This is a genomic window from Mycoplasmopsis anatis (genome assembly GCF_900660655.1).
GTDB lineage: Bacteria > Bacillota_I > Bacilli_A > Mycoplasmatales > Metamycoplasmataceae > Mycoplasmopsis > Mycoplasmopsis anatis.
In genome coordinates this window covers 60771-83475 of record NZ_LR215035.1, presented here as the reverse complement: position 1 = coordinate 83475, position 22705 = coordinate 60771, and the positions used below count along the sequence as shown (strand labels likewise).

At 25.3% G+C, this 22705-nt stretch carries 22 protein-coding genes, 2 tRNA genes and 1 rRNA gene; 4 read left to right on the top strand and 21 right to left on the bottom strand.

Annotated features, from left to right (window positions below; genetic code table 4):
* Positions 1–66 precede the first annotated feature (66 nt).
* Entirely contained in the window at positions 67–1059 is a 993-nt protein-coding gene (locus tag EXC66_RS00395; protein ID WP_006886684.1) for a phosphatidate cytidylyltransferase, read from the bottom strand.
* 95 nt (positions 1060–1154) lie between these two features.
* Between EXC66_RS00395 and EXC66_RS00390 the strand changes: the two genes are divergently transcribed.
* Positions 1155–2273 (top strand): DnaJ domain-containing protein, encoded by a 1119-nt coding sequence (locus EXC66_RS00390; protein WP_006886683.1) that lies wholly within the window; start codon positions 1155–1157, stop codon positions 2271–2273.
* A 44-nt stretch (positions 2274–2317) separates the two neighbouring features.
* Here the strand turns inward: EXC66_RS00390 and EXC66_RS00385 are convergent, their stop codons facing one another.
* The 5 genes from EXC66_RS00385 to EXC66_RS00365 form a co-directional block, all read right to left on the bottom strand.
* A complete protein-coding gene (locus EXC66_RS00385) occupies positions 2318–2980 on the bottom strand; it encodes a hypothetical protein (RefSeq protein ID WP_006886682.1) in 663 nt (220 codons plus the stop codon).
* Between the two features lie 30 nt (positions 2981–3010).
* Positions 3011–3116 (bottom strand): 5S ribosomal RNA (gene rrf / locus EXC66_RS00380).
* A gap of 205 nt (positions 3117–3321) precedes the next feature.
* Entirely contained in the window at positions 3322–3552 is a 231-nt protein-coding gene (locus EXC66_RS00375) for a hypothetical protein (RefSeq protein WP_129622292.1), read from the bottom strand.
* 68 nt (positions 3553–3620) lie between these two features.
* Complete coding sequence (locus EXC66_RS00370) at positions 3621–4028, bottom strand: hypothetical protein (protein WP_006886680.1); 408 nt, start codon at positions 4026–4028, stop codon at positions 3621–3623.
* The gene (locus EXC66_RS00365) at positions 3955–4419 is read right to left on the bottom strand and encodes a hypothetical protein (RefSeq protein ID WP_129622290.1); all 465 of its coding nucleotides are present in this window, start codon (positions 4417–4419) and stop codon (positions 3955–3957) included. Before EXC66_RS00365 ends, EXC66_RS00370 begins: the two co-directional genes overlap by 74 nt.
* A 145-nt stretch (positions 4420–4564) precedes the next feature.
* Between EXC66_RS00365 and EXC66_RS00360 the strand changes: the two genes are divergently transcribed.
* Positions 4565–5746: an IS30 family transposase gene (locus tag EXC66_RS00360; protein ID WP_129622287.1), complete on the top strand. Its 1182-nt coding sequence runs from the start codon at positions 4565–4567 to the stop codon at positions 5744–5746.
* 355 nt (positions 5747–6101) lie between these two features.
* Here EXC66_RS00360 and EXC66_RS00355 read toward each other — a convergent pair whose 3' ends face one another.
* The 11 genes from EXC66_RS00355 to EXC66_RS00315 form a co-directional block, all read right to left on the bottom strand.
* The gene (locus EXC66_RS00355; protein ID WP_006886200.1) at positions 6102–7388 is read right to left on the bottom strand and encodes an aldehyde dehydrogenase family protein; all 1287 of its coding nucleotides are present in this window, start codon (positions 7386–7388) and stop codon (positions 6102–6104) included.
* Between the two features lie 149 nt (positions 7389–7537).
* Entirely contained in the window at positions 7538–8842 is a 1305-nt protein-coding gene (locus EXC66_RS00350) for a hypothetical protein (RefSeq protein WP_006886201.1), read from the bottom strand.
* An 11-nt stretch (positions 8843–8853) separates the two neighbouring features.
* Positions 8854–10389: a hypothetical protein gene (locus EXC66_RS00345; RefSeq protein WP_006886202.1), complete on the bottom strand. Its 1536-nt coding sequence runs from the start codon at positions 10387–10389 to the stop codon at positions 8854–8856.
* Positions 10390–10393: 4 nt separating this feature from the next.
* Entirely contained in the window at positions 10394–10996 is a 603-nt protein-coding gene (locus EXC66_RS00340; protein WP_006886203.1) for a hypothetical protein, read from the bottom strand.
* Positions 10997–11036: 40 nt separating this feature from the next.
* Positions 11037–12251: an IS3 family transposase gene (locus EXC66_RS00335; protein ID WP_129622285.1), complete on the bottom strand. Its 1215-nt coding sequence runs from the start codon at positions 12249–12251 to the stop codon at positions 11037–11039.
* A 49-nt stretch (positions 12252–12300) separates the two neighbouring features.
* Positions 12301–12435 (bottom strand): hypothetical protein, encoded by a 135-nt coding sequence (locus EXC66_RS04460; protein WP_268812170.1) that lies wholly within the window; start codon positions 12433–12435, stop codon positions 12301–12303.
* 7 nt (positions 12436–12442) lie between these two features.
* A complete protein-coding gene (locus tag EXC66_RS04280; protein ID WP_006886332.1) occupies positions 12443–12604 on the bottom strand; it encodes a hypothetical protein in 162 nt (53 codons plus the stop codon).
* Positions 12605–12622: 18 nt separating this feature from the next.
* Positions 12623–14188 carry an MAG5620 family putative phospho-sugar mutase gene (locus tag EXC66_RS00330; RefSeq protein WP_006886333.1) on the bottom strand — a complete coding sequence of 522 codons (1566 nt, stop codon included), beginning with the start codon at positions 14186–14188 and terminating at the stop codon, positions 12623–12625.
* 66 nt (positions 14189–14254) lie between these two features.
* Complete coding sequence (gene gyrA, locus EXC66_RS00325; RefSeq protein ID WP_223213199.1) at positions 14255–16849, bottom strand: DNA gyrase subunit A; 2595 nt, start codon at positions 16847–16849, stop codon at positions 14255–14257.
* A 181-nt stretch (positions 16850–17030) separates the two neighbouring features.
* Positions 17031–17648: a tRNA (guanosine(46)-N7)-methyltransferase TrmB gene (trmB, locus tag EXC66_RS00320; protein WP_006886335.1), complete on the bottom strand. Its 618-nt coding sequence runs from the start codon at positions 17646–17648 to the stop codon at positions 17031–17033.
* 50 nt (positions 17649–17698) lie between these two features.
* Positions 17699–17914, bottom strand: a complete 216-nt coding sequence (locus tag EXC66_RS00315) for an MAG6790 family protein (RefSeq protein WP_006886336.1) — start codon at positions 17912–17914, stop codon at positions 17699–17701.
* 162 nt (positions 17915–18076) lie between these two features.
* Here EXC66_RS00315 and EXC66_RS00310 point away from each other — a divergent pair, with 162 nt between their 5' ends.
* Together EXC66_RS00310 and EXC66_RS00305 are read left to right on the top strand one after the other, a co-directional pair.
* Entirely contained in the window at positions 18077–20011 is a 1935-nt protein-coding gene (locus EXC66_RS00310; RefSeq protein WP_006886337.1) for an MYPU_1760 family metalloprotease, read from the top strand.
* 11 nt (positions 20012–20022) lie between these two features.
* On the top strand, positions 20023–20706 hold the full coding sequence (locus EXC66_RS00305; RefSeq protein WP_006886338.1) for a DUF402 domain-containing protein: 684 nt from the start codon (positions 20023–20025) through the stop codon (positions 20704–20706).
* Between the two features lie 60 nt (positions 20707–20766).
* Here EXC66_RS00305 and EXC66_RS00300 read toward each other — a convergent pair.
* The 4 genes from EXC66_RS00300 to EXC66_RS00285 form a co-directional block, all read right to left on the bottom strand.
* Positions 20767–20843 (bottom strand) — tRNA-Arg (locus EXC66_RS00300).
* A gap of 2 nt (positions 20844–20845) precedes the next feature.
* Positions 20846–20920, bottom strand: a tRNA-Cys gene (locus tag EXC66_RS00295).
* 114 nt (positions 20921–21034) lie between these two features.
* Entirely contained in the window at positions 21035–22426 is a 1392-nt protein-coding gene (locus EXC66_RS00290) for a hypothetical protein (protein WP_040544298.1), read from the bottom strand.
* A 1-nt stretch (position 22427) separates the two neighbouring features.
* Entirely contained in the window at positions 22428–22703 is a 276-nt protein-coding gene (locus EXC66_RS00285) for a hypothetical protein (protein ID WP_006886340.1), read from the bottom strand.
* Positions 22704–22705 lie beyond the last annotated feature (2 nt).

Sequence of the window (22705 nt, the reverse complement as noted above, 5' to 3'; positions counted from 1 at the left end):
CTCTTTTGAATATTTTCGCATTTAATGTAATTAAATAAAATAATCTCACACGTTTGTGAGAGTCATTTAAATTAACAATAGGATTGTAAATCCTACAAAAGTTATTAATGAAAGTGAATCAAATCTATCTAAAAATCCACCATGACCTCTTAATATTTTAGAGAAGTCTTTAATATTGTTTAATCTTTTAATGCATGAAAAGATTAAATCACCAATAATTGCAGCGACTGGTAAAAAAATAACTAATAAAATTCTAAAGAAATTTTGTATTATTTTTGCACTTAATTTAGTTGTATCATGTAATTGAAATAATCCTAGAGAGTAAATTAAAATTGATATAACAATAGCTGATAATACAAAACCTACTATAGCACCTTCTCAAGTTTTTTTAGGAGAAATTTTAGGAGCTAGTTTTTTCTTTATAATTTTACCTCCAAAAAGAGAACCACCAATATAGCCACCAGTGTCTGTCACAAAAGAAACCACTACAAATAAAATAAAGTATTGATATTCTGAATAAACAGAATAAATCAATATCTTAGATGATATCATCAATAAATAACTTACTGCAAGAAAAATAAAGCTTTTAAGTAATATAGATCTATAATCTGGATTATCTACTGAAAAAATCTTCATGACAAAGAAGCAAAGTGAAGTAAAAATTCATATCAATATTGAATAATAGTCAGTAACAACTACAAAAGCGACATTTTCCATTTTTATAAATTCCATATCATTACTTGAAATATTATGAACAATACCTATCATAAAATAATGAAATGGAAAAATTAAAGTAATCAACATTAAAATTGCTAGAAAAATGCTCTCAATCTTTTTGAGGTGAAAACTTGAAATAAATTCATAAAAAATAAACCCACCAAATGCTGCAAAAACAGCAAAACATAATATCTTAATTATAGTTTTAAAAGTATTATCAACACTCAAAATATTAGGATTGTTGAATAAAATAACTAAGGTTAACACAATTAAAGTCACCAGTAAGAAAACTATCCCAGGTATTAGTCTATTTTTAATAAAACTTTTATCAGTAAATTTCATAATTCAATTATATTAAAATTTTAATTTATACTAAGAATATAGAGATAGCACTTAAAAATTAGCAATTAAATGATTTTTGTGCTAAAATATATAACATGAGTAACAAAAGAGACTATTATGAAATATTAGGAATAAACAAAAAAGCTAATGAAAAAGAAATTAAAAGTGCATATCGTAAATTAGCTATGAAATATCACCCGGATAAAAACAAAGAACCTGGTGCTGATGAGAAAATGAAAGAGATAAATGAAGCATATGAAGTTCTTTCAGATCCACAAAAAAGAGCAAATTATGATAACTATGGTCACGATGGTGTAAACGGTCAAGCTGGATTTGGTGGTTTTGGTGGATTTAACGGACGTGGTTTTGGTGCTGATTTTGGAGATATCTTTGAAAATATCTTTAGTGGAATGGGTTTTGGTGGTTCAAGAAAAAATAGAAACAGGGCAGTTAAAGGTGAAGATTATCAAATTAACAAAAAAATTACTTTCATGGAAGCGATTCATGGTACTGAATTCACTGAAAAATTAGATAAATTTGAACTTTGTTTACACTGTAATGGTTCTGGAGCGCAATCAAGTAGCGACATAGAAACATGTTCAACTTGTTCAGGTACTGGTAGCAGAAAAGTTAAGATGAGAACAATTATCGGTGAAATCATAAACAATGAACCATGTAATGTATGTAAATCAACGGGTAAAATTATTAAGAAAAAATGTTCAAGTTGTAACGGAAATTCATATATCAAGACTGAGAAGAAAGTTACAATTAAAACACCTAAAGGAACATCAACAGGTAAAATTATAACTGTTAAGGGTTACGGTGGTCCTGGTCTTAATGGTGGAGAGCCTGGAGACTTATATATTGTTTTAAATGTAATTCCAAGTAAGAATTACAGACGTGAAGGGTTGGACCTTTATTTAGATCTTAAGATTGGTTTTATAGATTTATTACAAGAAAAAGAGATCGAAATTCCTTCTGTTCATGGAACATTTAAATATAAATTAAAGCATAATCTTAAACTTAACACCTATATTCCATTTAAAGGTTATGGAATTAAAACATCTACTTATGAAGGAACATTCTACGTTAAATTTATTTTGGAAATGCCGGATATCAAACGTGGTGACTTTAAAAAATTAGTTGAAATTTCTAAAGATTTTGAAGATAAAACAACAGAAAAAGAAGTTGAAAATATACTTAAAGAAAAATAAATAAATCACAGGTTTAGTCTGTGATTTATTTTTAAATAATAACATTAAAAAAGAATATTTGGGTTTTCTCTGTATTGATTAACCTTGCTCTTTATATCTTTAAAAATTGAATCATACAAGTTTTTATATTTATTATTAATAAAATTAAAAATAGTTAGTAAAACAATTTCTAAAATAATGTGAATTAACACAAAAAGATTTAATTTATTAATAACTAAATTCACTTTTAAACCAAATACATAAAATAACGGATCTGAGCTAACTAGCGATTTATCAAAAATTAATCCTGTATAAATTACTAAAATAAACGTTAAAACAGTTCAAGAAATTATAGATATGTAAAACATGTATTTAGAAACAACAATTAACTTGTTTTTATTTCATCCTAAAATATTGTATACATCTCTAGAAATTGTGTTATCTTGGGAAGAAGTAGCTAATATTTTAATGTGATGATTGATATTAAAACCTTTAGTTATTTTATAAATGCTTCTCTTAATTAAAATAAAACAAATTGTTAATGTTATACAAATTAATATAAGTAAAATAAATTCTACAATTAATAAAATTATAGATTTATTGAAATTACTAATATCAAAAAGTACAGTTTTGTAAAGAATTGTGATAATAGTGAAAGATAAAATAATTATTGTGCTTAAGAATAATGCGAATAAATGAACATAAAATAAACTGTTTTTTCTTTTCATATTTTAATTATATAAAAATTTAAAATAAAAAAACAGCGGCGCCCTATTTTCACCTTTCGGCTATCGTCGGCACTAAGAGGCTTAACTACTGAGTTCGGAATGGTATCAGGTGATCCCTCTTGCTATAACCACTGATAATATGATAACATGTTTTATAATTTTTCCAAGTATTTTTTTAATATTTTTTTAATTTGTAAAGTGGAAAAGTCATGCGACCATTATCTTTATTTAAAGAGCTTGAAGTATGAAAGTGCTTCAATATTTATAATTATATTGCTTTTTTATATAAAAAAGCACACCAAAAGAATCGGTCATGACCGATTTTAAAATTTTTTTCAATATTATTTTGATATAAGTAATAAATATTCGTTAATTCTGTTGATCATTATTTGGATTTGTTCATCCGAAAATTTATCCATCGAAATTCCTTTAGTAATATATCTTCTGATATGTCTATGAATATTTTCGATTGAACCTTTTTGATATGAACAATATGCATCGCATTTGTATAAATTATTTTGATTAATAACTTCGTGTAACAACACGTTCTCGGAGCCATTGTCTATTGTCAAAGTTTTGACTAGCAATGCATTATTTTTGATAATTTTGATCAGTGAGTTTTTTACTGCTAGTGAAGTCTTTAAGGATTTAACTGAATAAAGTTTCTAGATTTTCTATCTAAGAGAGTAACTAAGCAATATTTATCTTCGCGCTTACCAATAACTGTGTCAAGTTCATAATGTCCTTCAGTTGTTCTGTTGTTAGCTTCCTCAGGTCTTTGATGAATTCGGATTGCATTTTTAAGAGAACTTTTTTGAGTTTTAATAACTCTCTTTCGGTATTTTCCTACTGAAAGAAACTGCAAAATATCTATAGATAAGGAAAACTCATTTGACTTTAAACACTTATATACAGTACTTGTAGTGGGACAAGGACTATTAGGATAATGTTTTTTAAATTTATTAACAAGTGCCTTAGCAGAAACTTTTATAGCTCTTTTTTGTAAAATCCTTACTAAATCGATTTTCTCTAAAGTATTTAACTTCATTATTTCAAAATTTGACAAAACTTTTTCATTTATCTTGAATAGTTTTGGAATGAAGTATAGTTCTTTTTGATTTATAAAATATTAAATGTTCAGCTAATAAATTAAAATCTAAATAGTTAACATAGTTAATATAATTGTCACAACTAGGACAAACTTTTTTAAATTTCTTAACAAAATCACCCTTATCAGTTGTTGAAATTTTCAACAACCTCTTAATAGTTTTTGGTTGAAATTTTATAATGTTAGAAACTTGAGAAATAGTTTTATTTTCTTTAATTAATCTTAAACATTCATTGAAATGAATAATACTCATTTGGTTTTCTTTTAATAATCTCGTTTTTATGATTTTTGAATGCAATAGCCTAATTTCTTCGTCAGAATTTTTTATCAAATAATGATTATTATAAAGATGTTTTTGTTTAGTTTTTATACATCGTAAAATAGAAAAGTCATGCGACCATTATCGCATGACTGTTTTTATTTATTGGGTCTTTTAGTAAAATAATATTGCTCCAAAAAATACGAAAGGACCCAGTATGATTATAGCAAATATTAAAAATTCTCTTGAAAAAGTTGTGTGTATAAAAACTAAACGAAAACATCTTCCTAACAATCATTATTTGATAAAGAATTCTGATGAAGAAATTAGGTTATTACATTCGAAAGTCTTAAAAACAAGACTATTGAAAGAGAATCAAATGAGTATTCTTCATTTTAATGAATGTTTAAGGTTAATAGGGCAAAATAAAACCATTTCTCAAGTTTCAAACATTGTAAGATTTCAACCAAAAACTATTAAAAAACTATTAAAAATTTCTGCAACAAATCAAGGTGATTTTGTTAAGAAATTTAAGAAAGTTTGTCGCAATTGCGACAATTATATTAACTATGTTAACTATATAGATTTTAATTTGTTAGCTGAACATTTGATATTTTATAGGTCAAGAAGAACTAGACTTCACTCAAAAACTATTCAAAACAAATGAAAAGATTTTATTAGATTTTGAAATGAAGAAGTTGACTATTTTAGAAAAAATCGATTTAGTAAGGATTTTACAAAAAGAGCCATAAAAGTTTCTGCTAAAGCACTTGTTAATAAATTTAAAAAACATTACCCTAATAGTCCTTGTCCTACGACAAGCACTGTATATAAGTGCTTAAAGTCAAATGAGTTTTCATTATCTATAGATATTTTACAATTTCTTTCGGTAGGAAAATACCGAAAGAGAACTGTTAAAACTCAAAAAAGTTCTCTTAAAAATGCAATTCCAATTCATCAAAGACCTGAGGAAGCTAACAATAGAACTATGGAAGGTCATTATGAACTTGATACAGTTATTGGTAAACGTGAGGACAAGTATTGTTTAGTTACTGTTTTAGATAGAAAATCTAGAAGACTCTATTCAGTTAGGTCACTAAAAACTTCATTAGCAGTTAAAAAATCATTGATTAAAATTATTGAAAATAACGCATTAAAAATCAAAACTTTAACAATTGACAACGGCTCCGAGAACGTGTTGTTGCACGAAGTTATTAATCAAAACAATTTATACAAATGTGACGCGTACTGCTCATATCAAAAAGGTTCTATCGAGAACATTCATAGACATATCAGAAGATATATTGCTAAAGGTATTTCAATGGACAAATTTTCTGATGAACAAATTCAAATAATGATCAATAGAATTAACAAATATTTATTACTTATCTCAAAATAATATTGAAAAAAATTTTAAAATCGGTCATGACCGATTCTTTTGGTGTGCTTTTTTATATAAAAAAGCAATATAATTATAAATATTGAAGCACTATTGTACTTCAAGCTCTTTAAATAAAAATAATGGTCGCATGACTTTTCCACTTTATATAGTTTTTATACATACAACTTCTTCTAAAGATTTTTTAATATTTGCTATAATTATATTGGGTCCTTTCTTATTTTTGCACTATTATTTTACTAAAAGACCCAATAAATAAAAACAGTCATGCGATAATGGTCGCATGACTTTTCTATTTTACGTATTTTTTTCAATTATAAATTGGAAACAATTTTCTTATTAGAATAAAATTTAATTAAGTGAAACTTGATTTAATTTTATGCATTATTTTTATCACAGATTTAGAAAATTTTGAGTGAAGGTTCTTTTTAACAATTAAATAAGGATCAAAAATATTTCTGTTGAATGATATTTTGTTTGAAAAAAGTTCTAAGGATGCTTTGCCACGGTATCTATTAATTCCACTACTTCCAATTCCACCAAAAGATAATCTATTGTTGTTTAACACCGACATTGTCGCATTTATCATAATATTACCTGTCGAGATTGTTTTAATAAATTCTATATTTTGTTTATTTTCGGTGAAAGCATAAATAGATAGAGGATCTTTATTTTTATTAATAATCTCACTAATATCGCTAAAATTTTCAAATTTTAAAATTGGAAGAATTGGACCAAAAATTTCGCTTTCCATAATTGGAGAATCGATATTTTTTAATTCTAATAGTTGCAATTTGGTTAAAACAATATGATGATGATAAGATTTAATTCTTTCTTCGGAATTTTTATTAACTATTCTGCTTGTTTGAATGGTATTATTAAATTTACTTAAAGCTTTTTGTAAATCTAATATAAACTCATCATAAATACTAGACTCAACTAGCAAATAGTCAGGAGCAATACAAGTTTGTCCCATATTTAGTGCTTTTCCAAAAATAATCTCTTGGATTGCTTTATTTTTTTTACAATCTTTAAAAATAATAGAAGGTGATTTACCACCTAATTCAAGACAACAAGAAATGTTTTTACTATCAGCAATTTTTTTGATTTGGTATCCTGTATTTGTTGAACCTGTATAAAAAATAAAGTTTCATTCATTACTTTTGATATATTCTAACAAATCACCTTTATTATCTACTAGTTGGATATTTGCATAAAGCTTATTATACTGGTCAACAATTAATTTTATAACTTCATTAGTCATAGGTGTAAATGGATGAAGTCTTAATGTTGTTTCATTCCCGCAAGCTAATGAACCTGCAAGGGGAATAAAAAGCAAGTTTACTGGATAATTTCATGTATTTAATATAAGAACTTTACCAACTGGTTGATAAATATAACCAGTTTCAGAAAATAAGTCATAAAAACCATTTTTTAATTTTTTTAACTTAATTAACTTATTTAGCTTTTTTATAAAGAAATTAAATTCATCATAAACACCAAATAATTCACTTAATATAAATTCTTCTTTGGGTTTTGATAAATCTTTATAAATCGCATCAATTAATTGAGTCTCATATTTTATTATTATATTTTTAAGATATTTTAGTTGCTCTTTTCTTTTTTTAATTTGAACTTTCATAGTTTTATTATATCAAATCAAACGGTTATTAATAATTTACTACGTAAATATTTATGAAAAAATGCAAAATAACGTATTTTATAACGCTATAATGCATTTTTTAAATTTTTCATTAGTGTATAAGTTTATTATATTAAATACTAAAGTTCTTATTTCTCTTCTCCAACAAATCATTTTTTGTTATTAAATTTATAGTCATTTAACAATTTAGTTTGAATTTTAGGATATTTTTCAACTAGAGATTTCAAATATCATGACTGTTGTAATAAATTATCACTTCCATAAATAAAATCATAGCTATAGTTTTCCAAATGACTATTTTTATTGTTAAAAATAGTTGAAATTGGTGTATATAAACCTACGTTATTTTCATCGAAGTTATTATGTTCATATTTTTTATTATCATATAAAAATAAATATCCGTTATTGAGAAATGAACTACCGTTAGCTTCATCTCCATCAAAATAAGAATTTCTTACTCGAAGTTTCTTAATTCGGTTAAATCCTTCTTTATACTCATTTGATAATCTATGCGTAGAGATATTGTATAAATACAAGTTTAAATCTCTACTATCTGTATAAAACCAAAATTCTTTTTCAATCTTCCCATCAAACGCAAAAGACTTAACATTATTACCATCAAATTTTTTAAAAAAGGGATATGAATTGCTTGGAATTAAATTAAAGTTATTATTAGTAAAATCTCTAGCTTCCGCTTCATTTTCAAAATTAACTTCAACAACAGCTAAATTTACGTAATTACCAATTACAACATTTTTTCCTGAAATAATATTTTGAATATTATTTACTTTTATTTTTTTATCACCTTTTAATAAAAACACACTTGAAGAGCTATTTATAATTCTTGATTTATCATCCGGTATTAATAAAAATCATTTTAAAGGATACCTATTATTTTCAACAACTTCATAGTCAATGAAATAGCCATTAAAATACTCATTACTATCATTTAGCACTTCTATATATGCACTATTTATTGGATCATCAGTAATTATAAGCTCTGATTTTTTCTTCACGAATCCATCAATTAATATATCTATCTCTTTATTCATAAATTTATAAGTTAAAATCAATTGACCAGAATCATCAAAAGGTTTAAGATCTATCAATTTAATATTTACCTTAATATCGAATTTAACGTTTTTATTGATTTCATCTATGGAAACTTGCGAAGCTAATTGATTACGATTTAATTTGCTACCAACTTTTAAACCGTATTTAATTGAGAAGTTATTTTTAGGTTGCTTGTTTAACTCATTTATATTAATTTTTTGTTCATCAAATTCAAAATATTTCTCTTCAATTTGATTAATCAATAGTCAATTCTTTTTATTGTATGTTGAGCTAACTATAAATGAATATGTATAAATACATGCTGCTAGACTCAGAAAAAATACAATTGATTTCAATGTTTTATTACTTTTTATTCTCATAATCCCCTATTTTACTTTAAGCTAGATAAGTATGTTTTTATTGTTGGATTTATCATTTTTAATGACTTTAAATATCAATTCTTTTGAGTTTGTTCATTTCCATAAATTAGATCGTAAGGTTCTAATACAAAATTATCAAAGACTGTGCTGTTGCTGAACTTATCAACTATATCATTTTTAAAAATTTCAATATTGTTTCATATTAACGGAACATAGATTCCTACATTAAGATTTCTATAATTAGAAACTTTATACCCGAAGAAATCATTATTAAAGATAATAGAACCTGATGAACCATCATTAAATCCTGTTTCAGAAAATCCTATACCAGTAGTTATGTCTATATATTTACTTCCATTAATATTGTTAAAATTTAATTTACTTATAAAATTATTATTTATAAGTAAGGATGTATTGAAAGTTTCAGAATTAAAAATAATATATGGGTTATATTTGTATATTACTGATTCAGGCCAATATTTAGCATTGAAAATTCTGCTGTTTTTATCACTATTTATAAATTGAAAATTAAATTTGTCAAAAACTTTAAAATTAATGTCATTTTTGAGGAATATTTTGGAAAAATAATTCACTTCTGATATAGATGTAAACTTTTTAGCGTCTTCTTCATTATCAAATTTAACTTCCAAAACAGCAAAATCTATATACTCTTCTAGATTATCATGTTCATTAAAGTTGTTAGAGAATTTTTTAAGATAATTTAAGTTTGACTTGAATATATCAAAACCAGCAAAAACTAAATTAACATCTTTTAAGCTTATTGACTCATTTGAATTAAATAAATGTAATTCTGAATTCTGTTCATAAGTATTATTCAAATATTTTGATGTTGGCTCATAATTATTTATATTGCTAAAATATTCTAGAGAGTGAATTGGAACAAGCAAATATCATGTTTTAGGATAGTTTTCTTCTTCATTAATTGCATAGTCAAAGAAAAAACCATTGCTATTGGTTATAGTTTGTGATTCATTATTTATTATTTTAATGCCAATATTGTTTTTGATTTTTCTAGTACTTTCTTTAGAAATGTCATCACTTTGTACTAATTTCTCCGGTTGAAAGCCATCTATGATTACAAAAATTTGGTTATTTTCTGGATCAGAAATAATTTGCTCAGAGGCTTTTATATAAACTATCAAACGACCTAGCTCGGGTAGTTTAAAGTACTTTGTTATTTTAAAATTTACTTTTTTGTATTTAAATTTAATAAGATCATGTATGTCAAAATCTATTTCACTTATTTTTTTGTCAATAATTTTAGATTTATCAATCTCTATCCCTATTTCTTTTAAGAAATTACCATAATTTTCATTCGATAAAATATCTTCAATATTATTATTTTTGTACATTTTAGCAATTTCAGAAGCTTTTTTAAAATTTTCTCTGTATTTGGCAGAATTAGGCATTGAAGAATTAGTAGGATCTAATGGTCAATTTGTAAATAAATAAATTGATACTGGAACGGTTATTATCCCTAACGAAAGAGATGTTATTAGCCTAAATTTAGGTTTAATATTTTTCATGTTATTATTTCGAAATTTCTTTTATTTTATTTCCAAAATTAAAACTTGTTCCAGGTGATAAGTGTTTAAAGGATGATACACTAGGTTCTTCAATGCTGTCCTTAATATATTCATTAGTTGGAGCGATATATAATTCTGGGTAACTAAATCATCCGTCTGTTACTTTTCAAACAATACCTTTTTTAAAATTATCTGAAAAATTAAATGCTATTTTGTACATGGTTTCTTCATTATTTTTCATCTGAAAATCTCAATCATTAAGCACATGATCATTAAAATTTTCATTTACGATTTCTACATCATTCATTAAGTTTTTTGATTTGAAAACATTTTGTTTCTTGATATAAATTATTGTCGTATTTTTTTGGAAATCATTTTTTATACTAGATAAAAATGGCGAAACTTTATAAATTAAGAATCGCATTTCTTCTTCATTTAACTTGAGTTTATATAGTTCATCAATTAACTCATTTTTGTTAAGATTGAAAGATAATGAATGAATTAAATTGTTAACACCTTTGTTATTTTTTAACTTTTCAAAAATAAAGTTACCTTTTTTGTAATCAACTTTGGATACATATTCGTTATTATATTTTAAATCACTCAAAATAGTAAACTAGGACAACGAAAGTTGACAAAAAAATATTTTAAGACATCATTGCAAATTGCTTTGGTGTTTTTCAATTTAAATTTGATTGTATTCTTTCATTATTATAATAATTTATGAATTTTTTTATTTCATCATTTAACATTTTTAACGTTAAATTTCATACATTCAAATCTCTAATGAATTCAGTTTTCAACACCGAGAACCAATATTCTGCTTCTCTATTATCCAGACTATTACCAATTCTTGAGTATGAAGTTCTTCCATTCAATGATTTGACTTTATCTATAAATCTTTCGTTTGTATATTGAAATCCATGGTCCGAATGAACTATAAAAGTTTTATTATTGAAATTATTTTTATTTAAATTATCCATAACTAAGTCAAGATCATTGTAAAAAGATAGTTGAAATGATTCAACTAATTTAGATCTATGATCAATAATCACAGAAAGATAAACGTGGTTTTGGATTGCATCTTTTGTAGCAGGTAAGTATGTTATATCAGTACACTTAATATTGAGATTTTGAGAATCGTTATAATCTCTTTTAACTAAGTCTTCTCCTATGTAATTAATATCTTTTATTTCTTTTGTTCTTCTACGTTTTCTTATTTCTGAATTTAAGTTGTTTTTGCTAAGAAATCTCCCTAAAGTTCTTTCATTTAATACTATATTAAAGTCATTTTGCATGATTTTTGATAATTTAGTTCTGCCTGCATTTTTATGTTTTCTTCTAGCTTCTAAAATCTCTTCTCTATATTTTTCAGGTATTGTAGAATTTCATTTTTTAGTTGAACAATCTCTTTTTCTTGTATTATAAATAGATTGTCTTGAAATCTTCAATAATTTAGAAATTTTAGTAATTGATGTTTCAGTTAATGCTTTTGATTCTTTTGTTTTTTCTCTTTTAGGCATGTCTTTAGTTATCTCAACATATCTTTTAGCAATTTCTATCAATTCTTCTCTCTTAAAATCACTTCAATCAATTTCTTGATCTTTATTTTCTTTTCTGGGTCTTCCACGTTTCTTCATCTCACTAGGATGTTTTTTGCTTGTTAAAATGTATTCCATACCTTTATTATAAACTTTTGCTCTATATTTTAATGTTCTAAAAAAAGTTCTTATCCCGTTGGCTTTTAACTTTCAGTGCCCAGAAAAATTAATATATTTTTCAAGGATTATCTTTCTAGATAATCCATTATTCCAATCATTGATGAGTTCGAATCAATGATTGGAAGATAAATGTTTTCCCATATTTCCTCCAATAAAAAAAGTTGACATTTATTTGTCAACTTTTTGTGTCCTAGTTTATAGTTTCAATGTTTTTTTTATTAATATTGCTATTATCGTTTTTGTAACTCATTGTTATTATTGCTAACGAAGCACTTAAAACTGTAGTTGGTAAAAGAATAAATTTTATTTTCTTATTGTTAAACATAATAGTCCTATAAATTTTGATGTAAACCTGTAAAATCCAATATATTTATATCATATTTTAAATATAAAAAGATTAATACAGTTGTTACAAAAGCCATAATTATTATTGCTATGATAATAGCAAATCAACTAAAGTTAAACTCGATATTATTATTCTTTTTCTTTTCCATAATTCCTTTCATATTAAATTAAAATTTTTTCGCAAACTTTACAGCATCAGTAGCTTTATTTTTCAACTCTTCAAATTTGATCTTATTTTGTACTTTCATTTTATTCATATTATTCATAAATTCAACATTTATAATCATTTTTGCATCATCGATGTCATAAAAATAAATTACTCTAGAATCGTCACTTAAAATAATTGTATAAAGATAGAAATAACCATAACTTTCATAATTATGCTTAATAATTTTTACTATTTCTTGTGTTTTAGTAAATTTTTGTCCCACACTAAAAATTAAGTCCATTTTTTTTAGGAATATTTTATCGAAACTAATTTTTATTTGATCATATAAATGTAGGTTATATACATTTAATAGTTGATTAGTTTTGTAATTTATAAAATCACCTTTTATCTTATATTCGTTTGTCATATAAATGTAGTAAAAAAGGAATTTTAAGTTATCGTAGTTAAAACCATCATTTACACCAGTGCTAAAAAGACCTTGATTGTATGAAAATAAAACATCTCTTTCGTTGTAAATTTGATTTTCGTAAGCATAGTTAATTGAATAACTTTCGAGTAGGTTAATGACATATTTTTTAGCATTCAATGGTAAAACTACTAATTTGTTATCAATTTTTGCATTTCTTCAGTAACCAATCATAAAATCAATATATAGAAATGCTATTAAATCATTTTCAATTTCTATTAGTTTTCCGCTTACTTTGTTGTAAATCTTTAATTGATTTTTTTTGTTGACTAAAACAAGGAGATCACTTCTTTCATCATTAGACTTAAATTTACTCTTTAATAGTGAAATATTATGATTTAACATCATAACCTTTGAATTAGTGGTGTTTAAATTTAATAACTTAGTAACTGTATTGAATTTCTTTTCAAAAATTTCATTTTGTATTGCATACTCGATTTTTAGGTTTGAAAAGAAATCATCTACTTGTAAAAAATTGAATAATTTATGTTTTGAAAAACTATTTTCAAAAACTTTATCATAACTTACATTAATAGAATTATTTAAATTTAAATAGTTACCTAAACTTAAGTTGAATTCACTTAAAGAATCAACAAGTTTTTGTTGAATTTTAATAGGTACCAAAACTCCTTCAACATCTAAAAATTTAATATATCAACTTTCTTCAATTCGATCATAATCAAAGTAAATTCCACCATTAAGTTTTCGATCAATTTTTAATAAATCTCTTAAATTAGTTTCCGAACAAGGACTATTTTTTTCAAAAACATATACTTGTACACCTTGTTGAGCAAATAAATTCAATACATTTTTTCTTATTTGTTCTGGTGTTTCAATATCAAAGCCTAGTCCAATTTTCATATTAGGTTTTAACATAGTACAGAAAATCATTATTATAATTTCTACCGAAAACTCGCAAAAGTACGAATAACCAAAATCTTTACTAAATTTAATCCCTTTATTAGTTACTTCAGGACTTTTTAAGAAACTTTCTTTGTTTAATTCTCAATTATTGAATACGATATTAACTTTATTTTGCATGTATTCGTTAGATGTGTAAAAATTAAGTCATTTCTTTTGATAATATTCTTTAGTCATATCAATATTTTAAAATATTAAAATAAAAAGTTTATTAATTTTAAAAAAGAAAACTAGAAATTAATTCTAGTTCATTTCGTTTTCAGAAATTTCATCTGATTTTATAATTTCTACACTTACAATTTCATCATTATTCTTAATGTCGATGATTTTTACACCTTTAGTGTTTCTTGAAGTTACACTAACATTTTCCAAATTCAATCTAATTGTTAAGCCAAGTTTAGTAATAATTAAAGCTTGGTCTTCTTTTGAAACGAATTTAGCAAAGATTAAGTTTCCGGCTTTTTCACCATTTATAGCTGTTACACCTTTTCCGCCTCTTTTGATTATTCTAAAGTCATCTTTGTGTGTTAATTTTCCGTATCCTTCACTTCCAATCGAAAGAATATAATCACCATCTTTTTCTGAAGAAGCTGAAACTATAGTGTTATCATCTAAGTTCATAGCTTTAACTCCAACAGCATTACGTCCCATAGCTCTAACATCAGAAGATTTGAATCTTATTGCATTATTGGTATTGTTTGCAACAAGAATTGTAGATTCTTCATCCACTATAAATGCTGTTAAAAGTTCATCATTTTCGTCTTTAAGTTTAAAAGCGTTTAAACCAGAACGATTAATATTACTAAATAAAGTTAAATCAGTTTTTTTAATAATTCCATTTTTTGTAATTGTAGTTAAGAATTTATTCTCCTCGTATGAATCGACTGGAAGAATTGAAATGATTTTCTCACCTTCGTTAACTCTTAAGGTTGGTATTAAATTAATGAAGGGAATCCCTTTAGATTGCTTGTTTCCTTCTTGAATTTCATGTCCTCTTTTTTTGTAAACTTTACCGAAGTTACTAAAAAGTAATAAGTCAGTGTGAGTTTTTGTTTGTAAAATTAATGAAATATCATCGTCATCATACGTTTTAGCAGAATATGAACCTTTTCCGCCTCTTTTTTGTTCACGGTATTCTTCAAGATTCAATATTTTAACATATCCCTTAACACTTAAAGTGATTACAATATCACTCTCAGGGATTAATGATTCATTTGAAATTTTTCTTGAACTTGTAGGATCAACTTTTGTTCTACGTGTGTCACCAAATAGCCTCTTAACTTCCTCTAATTCACTGATTATTAAATCAATCAATTTAGTTTCATCTGATAGAATTTCTTTAATTCTTGCAACTTCTGATTGAAGTTCACTGATTTCTTCATCGTTCTTTTCAACATTTAATCCAGTTAATTTTCTAAGAGACATATCAAGAATAGCTTTAGTTTGTCTTTCACTTAAATCAAATTTAGTTGATAATTTTTCTTGAGCTTCGCTGTCAGTTTTTGATTTTTTAATAATTTCAATTACTTCATCGATAAATTGAATTGCAATTTTTAGACCTAAAAGAATGTGTAACTTATCTTCAGCTTTATTTAAATCAAATTTTAGACCTCTAGTTGTAACATCTTTTTGATGTTTCAAGTAAATCTCTAATGCTTCTTTTAATGTAATTGTTCTTGGTTCACCTTCAACCAAAGCAACCATATTAACATTAAAATTAGATTGTAAAACAGATTTTGTGTAAAGCATATTAAGAACAATATTAGGATTAAATCCTTTTTTGATTTCAATTATTAATCTAATACCTTCTCTGTTAGATTCATCTCTTATTTCACTAATACCTTGAATTACATTTTCTTTATGAAGTTTTGCAATTTTTTCTATTATTGTTGTTTTTCTAATTCCATACGGAATTTCAGTTACAATAATTCTTGACTTACCACTAGTGAATTCTTCTATTTCACAATTACTTCTCATCGGAATTGAACCACGACCTGTATCATAAGCACTATAAATAGCATCAATATCTAAAATTGTTGCACCAGTTGGGAAATCTGGTCCTTTAATATATTGCATTAATTCAAGAGTATTTAATTCTGGATTTTTAGCAAGTGCAATAGTCGCATCAATAGTTTCACTTAAATTGTGAGGTGGAATTTCTGTTGCTAAACCAACGGCAATACCAGAAACACCACTAACTAAAAGGTTTGGGAATTTAGAAGGTAGAACTGTAGGTTCTTTTTCAGTGGCGTCATAGTTATCCACGAAGTCAACAGTATCTTTTTTAATTCCTTCAAGCATTAAAGAAGCAACTTTACTTAGTCTAGCTTCAGTATAACGCATAGCAGCAGCGCCATCACCATCTATAGAACCAAAGTTTCCATGTCCATCAACAAGTGGATATCTCATACTAAAATCTTGTGCTAAACGAACCATTGCTTCATAAACGGAAGTGTCACCATGAGGGTGATATTTCCCTAAAACATCCCCTACAATTCTTGCACTTTTACGATGCTGAGTATTATGGGTAATACCTAATTCTGACATATCGTATAATATACGTCTATGAACAGGTTTTAAACCATCTCTAGCATCAGGTAATGCTCTTGAAACAATAACACTCATGGCATATTCTAGGAATGATGTTTTGATTTCAGTATCAAGTTCTCTTGGTTGGAGTCCATCAATGCTTTCTTCGATTATTTGAGACTGCACTACATAATTTTCATTATTTTGGGGAACTACTTCTTCATCTTCCTCTTTAATTATTTTTGGTTTTTTCTTAAATACTATTGATTCTTCTTCGTCCTCGAAATCATCATCAGTTATAAATTCCAATTCTTGTTCTTTAACTTCTAATTCTTTTTCAAGTAGATTATTTTTTCTTTCTCAGCCATAAAAACCACCTTAGATTATTTAATATATATAATATATTAAATTTTACCATTTTCCTTATTTTTTTAAATTACATACACAAAATTACAGCACAAAAATGCAATAAAAAAACTGAATTATTCAGTTAGATTTTATTAGGTTTTTTCGCTTCTAAGTAATTAATATTTTTTCCAATAGAGGCGAACTTTTGCTCATATCCTGTTCTTATATTATTTAAATTAAATTCTGAATTGTGTAAGTCATTAGTTATATTTATGATATCTCATTTTTGATCATTAAACTCTTCAATAGAATATTCAAATAATTTATCATTATCTGTTTTGAACTTTAGCAATCCATTTTTAGTTAATAATTCTTGATATTGTTTTAAGAATTCTCTATTAGTTAATCTGCGCTTTGCATGTCTTTTTTTAGGTCATGGATCACTAAAAGTTAATCAAATATTATTAGTTTGACCTTTTATTAGTTCATTTATTGTAGCTGCATCTTTACAAATTACATAAAGGTTTTTTAACTCTAATTCATTAATTTTTTTAACTATCATTGCTGCAATTGTTTCAAATTTCTCAAATGCAATATAACGAATGTTTGGATTTAACTGAGCAAGTTTGCAAATCATTTCACCTTTACCTGCTCCAATTTCTAAAACATCGTCTTCTTTAATTGTAAATGGAAAATTTTTAATAACAAATTCGCAATTGTCTAAGATAACTGTTGCTTTAGGATTGTTTCTAATTCTCATAGAAACAATTGTACAATAAAAGTAGCAATCGCTACTTAATTAATATATTTTTACACAATTTTAATTAATTCTTCTTTAGATTTTCTCTTACCTTCTAAATTATTTCTTTCAGTGTGAATTATTTCAATTTTTTCGTTTGCTCTTGTATGTTCACCTCTCTTTTGTCCTCTTCTAAAAGATTTTATTTGTCCTTCAAGTTCCATGAGTGTGTTAGCTTCTGCTACTTTTTCTCTTGATGAAACTAAAATTGCTTTGTATTTGTACATAAAACCTCCGAATAAATATCTTTACATTTAAATTTTAAATCAATATGTGTAAAAATTTTATATTTTCATGTTTTTCCACATTATTTCTTTGTTTTTAATGTTCAATAAATATTACTTAACAAGAATAAGCTTAATTAATAAAAATGAGGTTATAATATTTTCATGAAAAAGAGTAAGAAAGTCATTTTATGAACTTTAATCGGAACTTTAATTGGTGCATCAATTGTATTAATAAGTTTTAGTTTAGCTAAATTCATTACTTATGATTTAGCAAATAAAAAGAAACCTTCGATTAATGTAAATGTTAATAAAAAAGATAACTATGATATAGATTCTGAGTTAATTAAAAAACCTATCTTTGATAATAATCATAAAAACACTGAAGATTACTTAAGCGAAAGCTTAATATTTAATGATAGTAATGGTGAAATTAAAACCACTAAATTTAAGTATGATAAACAAATTCAATCAAATAAAGTTATTGAATATATTGATCCATATACAAAAATCAAATTTGTCGATTTTGCTTATTATGAGGATAAAAATGGACCTAGATTTCTTCTAGGGGAAGAGGGATTGAAATACTTGGCAAGAGAATTTAAGAATAAGGTACCATTTGGACCTGAAGTTTTTAATTTAAATGCTATACATATTAATGACTTTAATATTGTTGATGATAAAGTAAGAGGACTATTTATTTCTAATGTTAATACTATTTACATTAATGCTAATTTTTTGAGTGAAAATGGTTATGATATTGAAACAAAAGTTCAAAATATAATTCCAACCATTTTTCATGAATATCTCCATTATTGAGCAAAAACTTATGCTGAAGTGGGAATTGACTCAAAGAATAGTGAGTTAAATAAAAATACCTTACTAATTAGTTCTAAAAGTGATGAAGGTTATCAGACATCAGCATGAAATAAGAATTTTGTTAATAATTTCAAGGAACAACTTGGATATAACTCTACAAAAAAGTATCCAACAGTTAATAACAAACAAAGTCTATTCAGTAATTTAAGTCTAAATGATTTGTGGAATATAGCAAATGGTGGCCCAAGTAGTGTATATCCAAATAAAAATTATTTTGTATCTCAAATATCTCACAAGAAGTCAGATGGATATTTATTTGATATTAGCACTGAGGAAATTAAATATTACTACTCAATAGATGAATTAATTCCTAGAGAATTAACTAAATATTTTTTCATTCCATATTATTTCCCTTATGAGGAAACTGTTATCAAAGATTCATCAACATTTGAAAATGTGATCTATAGAAGTAATTGATATGGTTTAGAATCATTGATATACCAAAATGGTAGTTATTATAATGATTTTACTCCTAATTCTCTTTATGTAGATTATTCTAAAACTATTTTAAATCCCGTTGTTAAATATGCTGGAAGTAATTGATTTAACACTAATGATAAAATTTCAGTTGTTTATCAAAATTACTTACAAACTAATAAAGAAAAGGCAAAACAATTTTATAAATTATTACTTGAAACAATGGGTTATGGAAAAACCATTTCTCAAGTAATTAATGTTGCTAAAAATAATACTAATAAAATCAATCCCTATGATGATACTGTTGCTATACAACCTGAAGAGACTAAAAAAATTAGATTAGTTGGTTATTTACCAACTGATTCGCAATATAAAGGTTTTGTTTTTGAATCTACTGATTCTAAAAATCCATACATATTGGCTGAATTTGACACACATGAAATCTTTAGATTTCAAGGTTATAGTGGTTCTATATTTGATAAGAGCAACAATGATAGATATTTTAATTTAAGTCCAACTGATGTTAAACTCTCAGAAGAATTTAAATCTTATATAACAAAAGAATTTGTTGATACTTCTAAAATTAAAAATTCTTCAGTGATTCACTATTGATTAGATAAAAATAATGATGGAAAATTGCAAAATGATGAAATAGTGGATGATGTAATTACTTTACCAGAAAATAGAGACGTTGCCGTAGAAGTTTATAACCTCAAGAAAGAAAATAGTTATATAATAATAAAAAATAAAACAAATTTAGATGATAAAGATTTAAGTACAAATGTTAAAATCTTTAACTATTAAAGGATGTTAAAATGCATGTAAAAATAAATGATTTAAGAGTAGGTACTATTCTTAAAGTACAAGCGTATAAATTTAACGGCCTTTTATATAGACAATGGAATCAAGCTAAAATCATTTACAACAATGAAAAACATATAGTTCTAATTTTATATAAAACTAAAGTTACTGAATTAAATGGGTCGGGTTGAGTTTATAAAGAGCCTGTTATTTGATTTATGCCTAAAAAACAAAATTTCAACTGTTTAATTCTAATTAAGAAAAATGGATTTTATAGATATATAAATTTAGCATCAACACCAATTTTTGAAGATGATACAATTAAATTTATTGATTATGATCTTGATGTTAAATGCTATCCACAAAAAGAATTAAAAATAGTTGATAGAGATGAGTTTAATACAAATGGAAAATTAATGAAATATCCAGATAGTTTAAAAAATAAAATTTTAGATGAATTATCAAATGTTATTAAAATGTACAATAATTTTCAATACTTTTTTAGTGATGAAATTATTAAATACTACTTAAAAATTGCTGAAAATGACAAAATTTTACTAAATGTAAAAAATTACTTAACACCAATAATTAAAAATAAGAAAACTAATATTAATTCAAATAAAACATTTTCAAAGCAAGGTAGAAGAAATTTTAATAATAGAGAAAAATTCATTAACTCTACTCTTAGAAATGCCTAATATGGCATTTTTTTATATAAAAAAATCTCCAAAGGAGATTTATCGGTAATAAAAATTATATGGCGCGCCCGGCAGGAGTCGAACCCGCAACCTTTAGGGCCGTAACCTAACACTCTGTCCAGTTGAGCTACGAGCGCACTGGAGGCACCAACGGGATTCGAACCCGTAATCAAAGTTTTGCAGACTCATGCCTTGGCCATTTGGCTATGGTGCCATTGCTTAGCAATTATACCATAAAAACTTTTTTGTGCTTATTAATTCTACCACATCGGTTATTTTTTTAAAGAAAATAAAAATACAAGCTTCAAAAGCTTGTAAGTTTTTTATATTATTTAAATTCTTCAGAAATCGTGAATCCTTCAGGTATGTTATCATAAACCTTACCGTATTCATAGTTTTTATCTTCAGTATATTTCATATAATCTCTATAAGGATCAAGATACTTAGTTTGACCGTTAGAATCAGTTATTTTAAGTACGAAATATCTTAAATTTGTTTTATTAAAATTATTTTGTTCTATTCCTTCAGGTCAGTTAAGAGAAATAAGTTCAATATTTTCATATCCTAATAAGAATAATGAAAGAGCATAAATTTCTACGTAATGATATATGTTTGAAATAGTTTCTGACTTTTTAGCCTTAACATATTCAATTTGCTTTTTATATGATGATTTTAAATACTTACTATTGTTGATATAGTTAAACATTTCTGTTTTGATTTTTTGAGCTTCTTCTAAGTTATTAACGGCTTTAAGTTCTCTATATTTTTGGGCAATTTTTGTTATTTCTTCAATTTCTACAAGAGTTTCATTAATCATTTTATCTGATCTATCTTTTTTGTATAATGACTTACCGGCTTTAACTCTAGAAATTTCTCCATGATAACTATCATAGTAAAGTAAATCAGGATGTTCTTCAACAAATTCAACTGGTGAGTTCATAAATTCTTCAGATAACTCAGTGCTATTAGCAAGTTCTTGAGCAAATACTTTTGTTTCATCTGAACTATTACCAATTTTATCAGTATTTCTTAGTATGTATACTGGACCAAATCCTGTAACCATCGAGTAAGTTACCAACATTTCTTGTTTATATTCATTATAATATGGACTAAATGCAGCAAAAGAAAATGGTTTATTTTTAAAGTAATCAAACACTATATTTTTATATACATTAGCGATACTTTTATCAGATGAATATTTATATTGTTTTAATAAGTGTAGAAAATCTGATGCTAATATATAGTTATAAAGAGCTTCTCCTTTTTTATAGTTAAAAATAACTTTATTTAGTTCATGTTTTAGAATAGAATTTTTACTCATTAAATAAAGTGAATAGAATGGTGTATCTTCAAGAACCGCTTTCACAACTAAATCAATTGAATGTAATAATGATTGAATTTGTTCTTCGCTCATTCCAGTTACATCAATTTCTATTTGGTTTTCAGGAGTGAAGATATCATAACTATTAAATGTAGCTTGCAATTTAATTTCGTTAATCATCTTGTTATAAAACATTTTGATTTGTTCATTAACAAGCAATGGAGAAACTTTTTTCTCAATTTTCTCTTTATTATTTTTTCAGTAATTTGAATTTACAAATTCTTTTGCATAAATTACAGATGGATGATTCTCATAGACACATGAGCTTGCAATAATAGGTGTTGAAGAAACTGAAATTGCTCCTAGTAAAAATCAAAATTTATTAATTTTTCTTTTCATCTTAACCAAACATTTCGACATATCTTCAAGATTTGAATCCAGCATATGTAATAATACTTGATAATACAAATAGAATCAATGCGAATGCTAACCCCCCTATACAATATGATCTAATTAGTTTATATGTATCTTGAATTTTTTTATCCAATTCTACAACATTGAATAAATCCATTGTAGATTTTAATTGATGAATACTTATAGAAAGAAGAATAATAGCTACTAAACATACTAGTAATACAACACTTCAGATAATAATTTTAACTTTATAATTTTTCATAT